The sequence below is a fragment of the Streptomyces sp. NPDC046870 genome (genome assembly GCF_040704595.1).
Lineage (GTDB): Bacteria > Actinomycetota > Actinomycetes > Streptomycetales > Streptomycetaceae > Streptomyces > Streptomyces argyrophylli.
In genome coordinates this window covers 40,583-50,874 of record NZ_JBEYXM010000038.1, presented here as the reverse complement: position 1 = coordinate 50,874, position 10,292 = coordinate 40,583, and the positions used below count along the sequence as shown (strand labels likewise).

General features: G+C 73.8%; 9 protein-coding genes. 1 reads left to right on the top strand and 8 read right to left on the bottom strand.

The annotated features are described in order from the left end of the window. Positions 1–68: 68 nt before the first annotated feature. From AB0946_RS39505 to AB0946_RS39470, 8 genes are all read right to left on the bottom strand, one after another. The gene (locus tag AB0946_RS39505) at positions 69–1,811 is read right to left on the bottom strand and encodes a pyruvate dehydrogenase (protein ID WP_171150276.1); all 1,743 of its coding nucleotides are present in this window, start codon (positions 1,809–1,811) and stop codon (positions 69–71) included. A gap of 78 nt (positions 1,812–1,889) precedes the next feature. Beyond that, on the bottom strand, positions 1,890–3,128 hold the full coding sequence (locus AB0946_RS39500) for an XdhC/CoxI family protein (protein ID WP_366765564.1): 1,239 nt from the start codon (positions 3,126–3,128) through the stop codon (positions 1,890–1,892). A gap of 20 nt (positions 3,129–3,148) precedes the next feature. Next, positions 3,149–4,138 (bottom strand): amidohydrolase family protein, encoded by a 990-nt coding sequence (locus AB0946_RS39495; protein ID WP_366765563.1) that lies wholly within the window; start codon positions 4,136–4,138, stop codon positions 3,149–3,151. Between the two features lie 66 nt (positions 4,139–4,204). Beyond that, the gene (locus AB0946_RS39490; RefSeq protein ID WP_366765562.1) at positions 4,205–4,687 is read right to left on the bottom strand and encodes a (2Fe-2S)-binding protein; all 483 of its coding nucleotides are present in this window, start codon (positions 4,685–4,687) and stop codon (positions 4,205–4,207) included. Next, the gene (locus tag AB0946_RS39485; RefSeq protein ID WP_366765561.1) at positions 4,684–5,616 is read right to left on the bottom strand and encodes an FAD binding domain-containing protein; all 933 of its coding nucleotides are present in this window, start codon (positions 5,614–5,616) and stop codon (positions 4,684–4,686) included. Before AB0946_RS39485 ends, AB0946_RS39490 begins: the two co-directional genes overlap by 4 nt. Next, positions 5,613–7,889: a xanthine dehydrogenase family protein molybdopterin-binding subunit gene (locus AB0946_RS39480; protein ID WP_366765560.1), complete on the bottom strand. Its 2,277-nt coding sequence runs from the start codon at positions 7,887–7,889 to the stop codon at positions 5,613–5,615. Before AB0946_RS39480 ends, AB0946_RS39485 begins: the two co-directional genes overlap by 4 nt. Positions 7,890–8,156: 267 nt before the next feature. Continuing rightward, entirely contained in the window at positions 8,157–8,495 is a 339-nt protein-coding gene (locus AB0946_RS39475; RefSeq protein ID WP_225810084.1) for a GNAT family N-acetyltransferase, read from the bottom strand. Positions 8,496–8,516: 21 nt separating this feature from the next. Then, positions 8,517–9,506, bottom strand: a complete 990-nt coding sequence (locus tag AB0946_RS39470; protein WP_366765558.1) for a pirin family protein — start codon at positions 9,504–9,506, stop codon at positions 8,517–8,519. A 224-nt stretch (positions 9,507–9,730) separates the two neighbouring features. Here AB0946_RS39470 and AB0946_RS39465 point away from each other — a divergent pair, with 224 nt between their 5' ends. Continuing rightward, a complete protein-coding gene (locus tag AB0946_RS39465) occupies positions 9,731–10,174 on the top strand; it encodes an SsgA family sporulation/cell division regulator (RefSeq protein ID WP_366765556.1) in 444 nt (147 codons plus the stop codon). Positions 10,175–10,292 lie beyond the last annotated feature (118 nt).

The following is a 10,292-nucleotide window of genomic DNA, read 5'->3' as shown; positions in this document are numbered from 1 at the left end:
GTCGGCGGTGGCGGCGGGCAGCCAGCCCCACGCGTACAGCGCCGCTCGCCGGGTAGGGGCGCGCCGGGTCAGGGGCGGGGGATGTTGCGCAGGTTGGCCCGGGCCAGGTGGACCATGCGGCCCACGCCCCCGCTCAGGACGGTCCGGCTCGCGGACAGGGCGAACCCGGTGAGCTGTTCGGTGGTGATCTTCGGCGGTACGGCCAGCGCGGCGGGGTCGGTGACGACGTCCACCAGTGCGGGCCCGTCGTGGGCGAACGCCTCGCGCAGCGCGTCCCGCACCTGGCCGGGCTGCTCCACCCGGATGCCGCGCGCACCTGCGGCCGTGGCGATGGCGGCGTAGTCGGCGTGCGGGTAGGTCGTACCGTGCGGGGGCAGGCCGTCGACCATCATCTCCAGGTCGACCATGCCGAGGGAGGAGTTGTTGAAGACGACCACCTTGACCGGCAGGTCGTACTGGACGAGCGTGAGGAAGTCGCCCATGAGCATGGAGAACCCGCCGTCGCCGGAGAGCGAGACGACCTGCCGGCCACGGTCGAGGAACTGGGCGCCGATGGCCTGGGGCAGCGCGTTGGCCATGGAACCGTGCACGAAGGAGCCGAGGATGCGGCGACGGCCGTTCGGCGTGAGGTAACGCGCCGCCCATACGCAGCACATGCCGGTGTCGACGGTGAACACGGCGTCGTCGGCGGCCTCCTCGTCGAGTACCGAGGCCACGTACTCGGGGTGGATGGGGGTGTGCCGGTCGACGTCGCGCGTGTAGGCGCCGACGGCTCCTTCGAGGGCGTGCGCGTGCCGTTCCAGCATCCGGTCGAGGAACCGGCGCGACTGCTTCTCCCGCACCGCGGGCGTCAGGCACCGCAGGGTCTCGCGGACGTCTCCCCAGACGGCGAAGTCGAGCTGGGTGCGCCGGCCGAGCCGTTCGGGCTGCACGTCGACCTGCACGGTGCGCACGTGACGGGGCAGGAAGTCGGTGTACGGGAAGTCGGTGCCGAGGAGGACGAGCAGGTCGCACTCGTGCATGGCCTCGTAGGCGGCGCCGTAGCCGAGCAGTCCCGACATGCCGACGTCGTACGGGTTGTCGTACTGGATGTGTTCCTTGCCGCGCAGGGCGTGGCCGACCGGGGCCTTGACCTTCCCGGCGAACTCCATCACCTCGGCGTGGGCTCCGGCGACGCCCCGGCCGCAGAACACCATGACGCGTTCGGCGCCGTCCACCAGTTCGGTGAGCCGGGCGATCTCGTGGTCGCTCGGGCGGATGGCGGGCAGGTCCAGGGGCATGGCGAGTTCGGGTGCCGCGTCCGGGGAGTCCTCGGCGGCGGTGTCACCGGACAGGGCGACGACCGAGACCCCGCGCCGGCCGACGGCGTGCTGGATGGCCGTCTGCACCACGCGGGGCATCTGACGGGGTGAGGAGATCAGCTCGGAGTAGTGGCTGCACTCGGCGAACAGCCGGTCGGGGTGGGTCTCCTGGAAGTAGCCGGTGCCGATCTCGCCGCTGGGTATGTGGGCGGCCAGCGCCAGCACGGGTGCCATCGAGCGGTGGGCGTCGTACAGGCCGTTGATCAGGTGGAGGTTGCCGGGCCCGCAGGATCCGGCGCAGGCCGCGAGCCGCCCGGTGAGCTGGGCCTCCGCTCCGGCGGCGAACGCGGCGACCTCCTCGTGGCGCACCTGGATCCACTCGACGTCGGCGTGCCGCCGGACCGCGTCGACGACGGGGTTCAGGCTGTCTCCGACCACGCCGTACATGCGGCGCACACCGGCGCGCGCCATGAGGTCGACGTACTGTTCGGCGATGGTCTGCTTGGCCATGGCTCTCCTCGGGTTCGGGCCTTGCGGCACGACCCTCCGGGCGGGGGCACGGAGGGCCTGCCTCGCGCCCGGCCCACGCTAGTGAGCGCGCAGCGCCGCCGTTGTCCGTCCGCGCACGGGATCGGTTCCGGCAGCGCACCGGCCGCCGGCGGCGCCGGGGCGGTCCGCTGCCGCGGCCGGGTGGATGGGGCCGTCCAGCAGGGAGAGCGGGCGGGCGGTGCGGCCGGAGCGGACGGCGATGAGTTCCGCGGCGAAGGACACGGCGGCCTCCTCCGGGGTCGACGCGCCGAGGTCGAGGCCGAGGGGCGCGCGCAACCGCGCGAGGGCGTCGGGCGACACGCCGGCCGCGGCGAGGTCCTCCCGTCTGCGTGCCTGGACGCGGCGGGAGCCGAGCGCCCCGACGTAGGCCAGGGGGCGGCCGAGGGCTTCGGTGAGGACGGGGACGTCGAACTTGGCGTCGTGCGTCATCACGCACACCACGGTCCGGTGGTCGGTGCGCGTGGCCGCCAGGTAGCGGTGGGGCCAGTCGACCACGACCTCGTCGGCGTCCGGGAAGCGCTCGGGTGTGGTGAAGGGGGCCCGGGCGTCGCAGACCGTGACGTGGTAGCCGAGGAGGGCGCCGATGCGGCTCACCGCGGCGGCGTGGGCGTTGGCGCCGAACACCAGCAGCCGGGGCGGCGGGGCCCAGGACTCGAACAGCACGCGCGGGGCCCGTGACCCGTTCGGCACACCGGCGTCGCGGGAACGGTCCGCACCGGCCTCGTACCTCCGGGACGCGTCGGCCTCGTACGTCCGTACGGTGGTGCCGTCCCGGTCGAGCAGGCGGCGGGCGTCGGCGAGGACGGCGATGTCCAGGGCGGGGTCGCCGGTGCTGCCCAGGTGGCCGTCCTGCCACACGGCGACACAGCCGGCACCCGGGTCCGCTCCCGGCAGCACACGCGCCACGACGACCGGCCGCCGCGCCGCCGCGGCCAGGTGGGCGGCGGCGAGAACCCGTGTCGTGGCGTGGTCCACGGCCTGGACGAAGACGTCGATCTCGCCTCCGCACATCAGCCCCACGGCGAACGCGTCGTCGTCGGCGTACCCGAAGGACACGCACCGCGCCTGCCCCGAGTCCAGCACCTCCCGGGCCAGGTCGTGGACGGAGCCTTCGACGCAGCCTCCCGACACGCTGCCGAGGGCCGTGCCGTCCTCGTGGACGCACAGCGCCGCTCCGGCGCGCAGCGGCGCGCTGCCCCGGACGGCGACGACGCTCGCGAGGGCGCAACGGGCTCCTGCGGCCTGCCACTGCAGCAGGCGGGGCGCCAGGTCTCGCATGGGATGTCTCCGATCTGCCGTCAGCTGTCGTTCGCCGGGGTCAGCCCGAGGAACCGGCGGCCGTTCGCCTCGAGCGCCGCGGCGTCGATGCCGTGCGCCGACGGGAAGCCGACCGGGTCCGGCTGGGCCATGTCGAAGGGGTAGTCGCTGCCGCAGACGATGCGGTCGGGCGAGGCGTGGGCCCGCAGCAGCGTGAGGGCCCCGGGGTCGTGGGTGACCGTGTCGAAGTAGAGCAGGCCGAAGGACTCCGCCGGGGGCCGGCCGCTGCCGCGGCGCACGTCCTCGCGGGTGCGCCAGCCGTGTCCCCACCGCCCCAGCAGCGCGGGCGCGCAGCCGCCGCCGTGGACGAAGCAGATCCGCAGGCCGGGGAGTTCCTCCAGGACGCCGCCGAGCAGGACCCCCGCCACGGCGGTCGTGCTCTCCACCGGGTTGCCGACGAGGTTGACCAGGTAGTGGTGGTCCCATTCGGGGCGCGGCAGCTGCATCGGGTGGACGAGGACGGACAGGCCCAGTTCGGCGGCGATGCCGAGGATCTGCCGGGGGACGCCCCGGTCGTAGGAGCGGCCGTCGACCACGGGCGGGACGGCGATGCCCGCGATCCCGTCGGCCGCGGCGAGCCGGGTCAGTTCCCTGCGGGCGGCGCCGGCGTCGTCCAGCCGGACCAGTCCGAGTCCGACGAGGGTGCCGTCGGTGCGGGAGACGGCGTCGGCGAGCTGTCCGTTGAAGGCGGCGACGTAGTCGTCGGCCTCGGCGGGGGCGTGCACGGGGAAGGCGAAGGGGGGTGCGGAGATGACGCGCGCGCCGAGTCCGGCCTTCAGGGTGTCGGCGACGATGGTGTCGACGTCGGTCATCGCGGTGGTCGGGAACGACAGCGGGACGTCTCCCAGGAAGAGTTCGCCGTCGCGGTCGTTCATGCCGCCGAGCGGGTTGCCGGGCGGCAGGGGGAGCAGGTCGCGGGGCAGCCAGTGGGCGTGCACGTCGATCACTCCGGCGCGGATGTCACCGTTCATGTGTGTCTCCTCGGTCGGTCCTGGGACCGCCCCTCGCGGGGGCGGTCCGTGCGGGGCCGGCGTGTGTCAGGCGGTGGTCTCCCGCTGTTCCCTGGCCGCGCGGGCGACGGCGCGCCGGATGGGTTCGTAGCCGGTGCACCGGCAGATGTTGGAGCCGACGACGCCTTCGACGGCCTCGGGTTTGTCGGCGAGGTCGGGGTCGGCGTCGAGCGCCCCGGCGGCCACCATGAGGAAACCCGGGGTGCAGAAACCGCACTGGAGCGCGCGCTCGGCGGAGAACGCCCGTTGCAGCGGGTGGGGTGCGCCGTCGGGCCCGGCGAGGCCCTCGACCGTGCGGACCGAGCGGCCGTCGCACTGTACGGCGAGCACCAGGCAGGCGCGGACCGCCTCGCCGTCCATGAGCACGCTGCACGCCCCGCAGATGCCGTGTTCGCAGCCCAGGTGGGTGCCCGTGAGGCCGAGGTCGTCGCGGAGGACGTCGGCGAGCAGACGGCGGGGTTCGACGTCGAGGGCGTGCGCGGTGCCGTTCACGGTGAGCGTGATCTTCATCGGGGGTCTCCCTGTCGTGGCGCGAGACGCGAGCGCAGGTCGGTCGCCGCCTCCGTGAGTGTCCTGCCGACCAGGACGGCGACGGCCTGCCGCTTGTACTCCACGTCGGCGTACGGCTCGGCGAGGGGTGCGGCGTCCTCCTGGGCGGCGGCCCGGCCGGCGCGGGCGAACGGATGGCCGGCGGGGAGCCGGGACCCCTCGGGCGGCGGTGCGAAGCCGGTGCCGATCAGCGTCTGTTCGGCGGCGTGGGCCCGCAGGGGGCGGTCGGCGCAGTTGACCAGTCCGATGCGTGCGTCGCTGATCACGCCGTCGGTCACGGTGAGGGCCGCCGCGACCGCTACCTGGGCGAAGCAGAAGTGCGTGCGGCGGTGTTCGACGAAGCCGACGCCGGTGTTCCCGCCGAGCAGCGGCAGGCGTACGGCGGTGATCAGCTCCTGCGGACGGCGCGCGGTGCGGTACGGCCCGAGGAAGTAGTCCCGCGCGGGGATGCAGCGGGCGCCGTCGGGACCGGTGACCTCGACGGTGGCGTCGAGGGCGACGCCGATGGCGCACCACTCCGAGGCGGGGTGGGCCCAGCCGTAGCTGCCGGCCATGGTGCCGCGGGAACGGATGGGCGGGTGGGCGATGTTGACGACGGCGCGGGACAGCAGGGTGCCGAGCGGGCCGGGGACGGCGCCGGCCCGCTCGAAGGCCGCGTGCCGGACGAGGGCGCCTACGCGCAGTTCGTCGCCGTCGACGCGCATGCCGTCGAGTTCCGGGATGCGGTTGATGTCGACGACGAGTCGCGGCCGGACGCGTTGCAGGTGCATCTCCAGGATCAGGCTCTGCCCGCCGGCGAGCACCCGGGCCGCGCGGCCGGAGTCGCCGAGCGCCTGGACGGCCTCGGCGACCGTGCGGGGGACGACGTAGTCGAAGGACGCGGGTTTCACCGGACACCTTCCTCGTGCTTCGGGGCGCGGGCCGCCCGCCAGACGCTGTCCGGCGTGAGCGGCATCTGGAGCAGGTCGGGGTCGGCGATGCGCAGGGCGTCGGCGACGGCGTTGACGATGGCGGCCGGGGTGCCGATGCAGCCCGACTCGCCCGCTCCCTTGGCGCCCAGCGGGGTGCCGGGACCGGGGGTGCAGGTGTCCTTGATCTCGATGGGCGGGATCTCCGTGTACGTGGGCAGCAGGTAGTCCAGGAATCCGTTCGCCAGGTGGGGTACGCCGTCCGCGTCGAACGTCATGCCTTCGTAGAGGGCCTGGCCGATGCCCTGTACGGCGGACCCGTACGCCTGTCCGTGCACCACGGCGGGGTCGAGGACCACTCCGCAGTCGTCCACGGCCACCAGGCGCAGGACGTTCACGGTGCCGAGGTCGGGGTCCACCTCGGTCACGGCGACGTGCGCGCCGAACGGGAAGGCCATCGCGGCCTCGTAGCGGGTCTCGACGCGGAGCGGCCCGGTCGCCTTGACCAGTTCGGCCAGGCCCAGGACGGCCGGGCCGCCGGAGGGCGCGTGGACGGTGCCGTCGGCCCACGCGACCTCGTCGGCCGGCAGGTCCCACAGCCGGGCCGCCCGCCGGCGGGCCCGCTCGATCAGGAGGTGGGCCGCCCGCTGGAACATCGCGCCGTCGACCTGTGCCGACCGGCTGGCGAAGGAGCCGAGGCCTTCGGGCTGTTCGTCCGTGTCGCCCTCGACGAGACGGACCCGCGCCTCGGGGATGCCGAGGGTCCTGGCGACGAGTGCCGGGAAGACCGTCTCGTGCCCCTGGCCGCTGGGGGCGGCGCCGCAGCGGGCGGTGACGGTGCCGTCCTCATGGACCTCCAGGCTGCCGAACTCGTGCAGTCCGCCGGGTTCGCCGCCGGAGCGTTCCACGTAGCAGGAGACGCCGATGCCGAGCGGCAGCGCGTCCGGGTCGCCGCGACGGCGGGCCTGCTCCGCGCGCCACTTCTCGTAGCCGACGGTCTCCAGCGCGAGGTCCAGCGCGGCGGCGTAGTTCCCGCTGTCGTAGCGGCGGCCGGTGGGTGTGTCGTACGGGAAGGCGTCGGGCGGGATGAAGTTGCGCCGCCGCAGCTCGACCGGGTCGATGCCGAGCCGCCGGGCGAGCAGATCCATGGTGCGCTCGATGGCGATGGCGGCCTCGGGGCGCCCGGCGCCGCGGTAGGGGTAGGTCACCATGGTGTTGGTGAGCACCGAGCGCAGGGTCGCGTGGACGTGCGGGGTGGTGTAGGCGCCGGGCGCCATCCACGCCGTCTGCATGGGCAGTCCCACGCCGAGATGCGGATAGGCGCCGACGTCCGCGTTGATGGTCAACTCGTAGGCGAGCAGGTGCCCTTCGGCGTCGGCGGCGAGCCGGACGGTCTGGTCCTGGCCCCGGCCGCGGGTGGCGACGAGCATGGACTCCAGGCGGTCCTCGATCCAGCGCACGGGCCGGCCGAGCGTGACGGCCAGGTGGGCGACGACCACGAACTCGGGGAAGGCGGCGCTCTTGGAGCCGAAGGCGCCTCCGGTGTCCGGGACGACGACCCGGATGCGGTCGGCGGACCAGCCGAGCAGCGCGGCGAGTTCGCGGCGCAGCCGGTGCGGCATCTGGTGGCCCGACCACACGGTCAGCCGGTCCCCCTCCGGCACGGCGAGGATCGTGCGGCACTCCATGGGGCTGGGCATGAGCAGCTGCTGCCGGTAGGCGGCCTCGACCACGGCGGCGGCGTCCCGCCAGACGGCCGGGTCGATGGGCGTGCCGGCCTCGCCCCGCAGGGCGGTGTTGCTGAGGCCGTCGAACAGGCGGACGGAGTCGTCCAGGGCCGCGGACGGTGTCACCACGGCGGGCAGCGGATCGACCACGGCGGTGACCTCGGCCGCCCCGTCCTCGGCCCGGTAGCGGTCCTCGCCGAGGACCACCGCCAGCGCCTCGCCGGGATAGCGCACCCGGTCCTTGACGAGCGCCGGCCACTCCCGGCCCGCGACGGCCTCCTCCGTCGACAGCCGGGCGAGCAGGGTGTGCGGAACCGGCGGCAGGTCCGGCAGGTCCGCGGCCGACCAGGCGCCCACGACACCGGGCACGTCACGCGCCGCGGCACAGTCCACGCCGCGCAGTGAGCCGTGGGCGACCTCGCTTCTCACAAATGCGGCGTCCAGGCAGCCGGGCACCTGGATATCGGCGACGTACCGGCCTTTCCCGGTGAGCAGCCGTTCGTCCTCGCGCCTTGTCCATCGCTCCACGACAACACCTCGTTCGTGTGGTGGCGGGAATTGACCGGGCGACGGCCGTATCCGCATGCGAAGGTGTGCGGGAAATGCGGCCCGTCGCCGCGCGGGCGTTCGCGGGGAACGCCCACGCCGGTGGAATTCGACTGCCTGGACACTAACCGCGGAGGCGTCCGCGGGGCGAGGGGAACACGGGCGGTGTGCGCTGTGGGGCCAGAGGTGGTGCGCTGCCCGGACAGCCGGCCGCCGGCCCTGGACGGCCGGCGGCCGGGAGGTGGCCGGTCAGCCCAGTTCGGTCTCCAGCCAGCGCAGGACGTCGGGCGTCACGGGGTCGACGAGGTCGGCGAACTCCTCGTGCCGCTTGAGGAACTTCGCCACGTAGGGGCAGACGGGCACGATCCGCTTCCCGGATTCCCGTACGTCGGTGAGCGCCTCCTGGACCAGCCGGGAGGCCAGGCCCTGCCCGGCGAAGGCGTCGTCGATCTCGGTGTGGTAGAAGACGCGCTGCGCGTCGCGGTCGCGGTAGGCGGTCAGACCGGCGCGCTTTCCGTCGACGTGTATTTCGTAGCGATTCCTGGCGTCCACACGCTCGACGACCGGGGTGGCGGAAGGCTGGCTCATGGGGTGCCTTTCTGATGGGCGTCAGTGACGCGGCGGATTCCTGCGCGGGGTGATGGTGGCATTCGGCAGGACGGGGGCGGGAAGACGGTCTCCCGGATATCCTTCGACGGCGCCGAAGCGGTCGGAGGAGTTCTGCCAGTCCTCGCGGGCCCTGACGATGTCCTCGTGGCTCCGGCCGATGAAATTCCACCACATGACGATCTCCTCCTCGAAAGGCGTTCCGCCGAGGAGGACCGTCCGCGCGGTGCCGTCCGACTCGTTCGTCAGGGTCAGCGTGGCCGGCCCGGGGTGCACGTAGCCCAGCTCGGCCGGCTTCAGCGGGACGTCGGCGAGGCGGACGGCGCCCTGGTCGACCAGGAGACCGTGCTCGAATCCGGGGTCCACGGCGAGCGTGACGGACGCGTGCGGCTGGAGGACGATCTCGGCGCCGAGCAGGGGCGTGAAGGCCGGCACCGGGGAGGTGCTGCCGGCGAGGGAGCCGAGGAAGACCCGGATCTCGGCGCCGTCGGTCCGGACGGGCTCGGGGACGTGGTGCCGGAAGTCCCGCGCGGTGGCGCGGTGCTCCTCCGGGAGCGCCACCCAGAGCTGGACGCCGTGCAGGACGGTGGTGCGCGGGGTGGAGACCTCGGAGTGGCTGATGCCGTACCCGCCGGTCATGAGGTTCAGCTCGCCCGGCCGTACCAGGGCGTGGCTGCCCAGGCTGTCGCGGTGCTCGATCTCCCCGCTGAAGAGCCAGCTCACCGTCTGCAGCCCGGTGTGGGGGTGCGGGGCGACGTCCATGCCGCCGGTCTCGGCGACGTCGTCGGGGCCGTAGTGGTCGGCGAAGCACCAGGCGCCGATCAGGGTCCGGGCGCGCTGCGGCAGGGTGCGCCGTACGGTCATCGCGCGCGGGCCGCCCAGGGGGACGTCGCGCGGGGTCAGCACGTCGACCCGTGGCGTCCCGGCCGGCGGCCCGCCGTCCGCCTCGGTGCCGCAGCGCACTTCGGCGGGCTCCGTCTCGACATTGCTCATCGGGATCACCTCTCCACCCAGTAATTGTTCTACATTCAACCATCATCCGGCCGGACCGGCCCGGACGCCAGGCGGACCGGTGGGGGGTGCTTCTTCTTCGGACAACAACCCGTGCGCTCGTCGGCAAGCCGCTCCCCCGGTCCCGCCGTACCGTCGTCAGCACCCCGGCCCGTCAGGGCACGGGCCGACACACCGAACCGAACCGTCGCAGACAGGGGGACGGCATGAGAAACGATTCTGCCGGGGCCGCGGACGAGGACCCGATCGTATGCAAGACCAGCGTCCGCGTCACCGTGGCCGACGAACTGCCGATACCGGTACCGGCCGAACTCGGGTACTCCGCCGCGGATCCCTACGCCGTCCGCCTGTCCCTGGGCGCCCCCTCCGCGCTCTGTGTCGAGTGGGTCTTCGCCCGGTCGCTCCTCGCCCAGGGGCTGCGCCGGCCCGCCGGGACCGGGGACGTGGTGGTCTACCCGCGGCACCAGGGCCGGCCGGGCTCGATCCGCGTCCTGCTCCGGACGCGCGCGGGATCGGCGCTCCTGGAACTGGCGAGCGCCTCCGTCACGGCCTTCCTGCACCGCACCGAGGTACTGGTGCCGCCGGGCACCGAGCACCGCCACGTCGACCTCGACCGTGTCGTGGAGCAGCTCACGGCCGGCAGCGAGTGACCCGCCGGTGCGCCGCGGGTTCCGCTCCGGTGCGCTGACGAGCACCAATGCGTGCGCTCCGGGGCAACGCGCCCCCCGGTTCGGCACCTAGCGTCGGTCTCGTACGCAAGCACGCCAG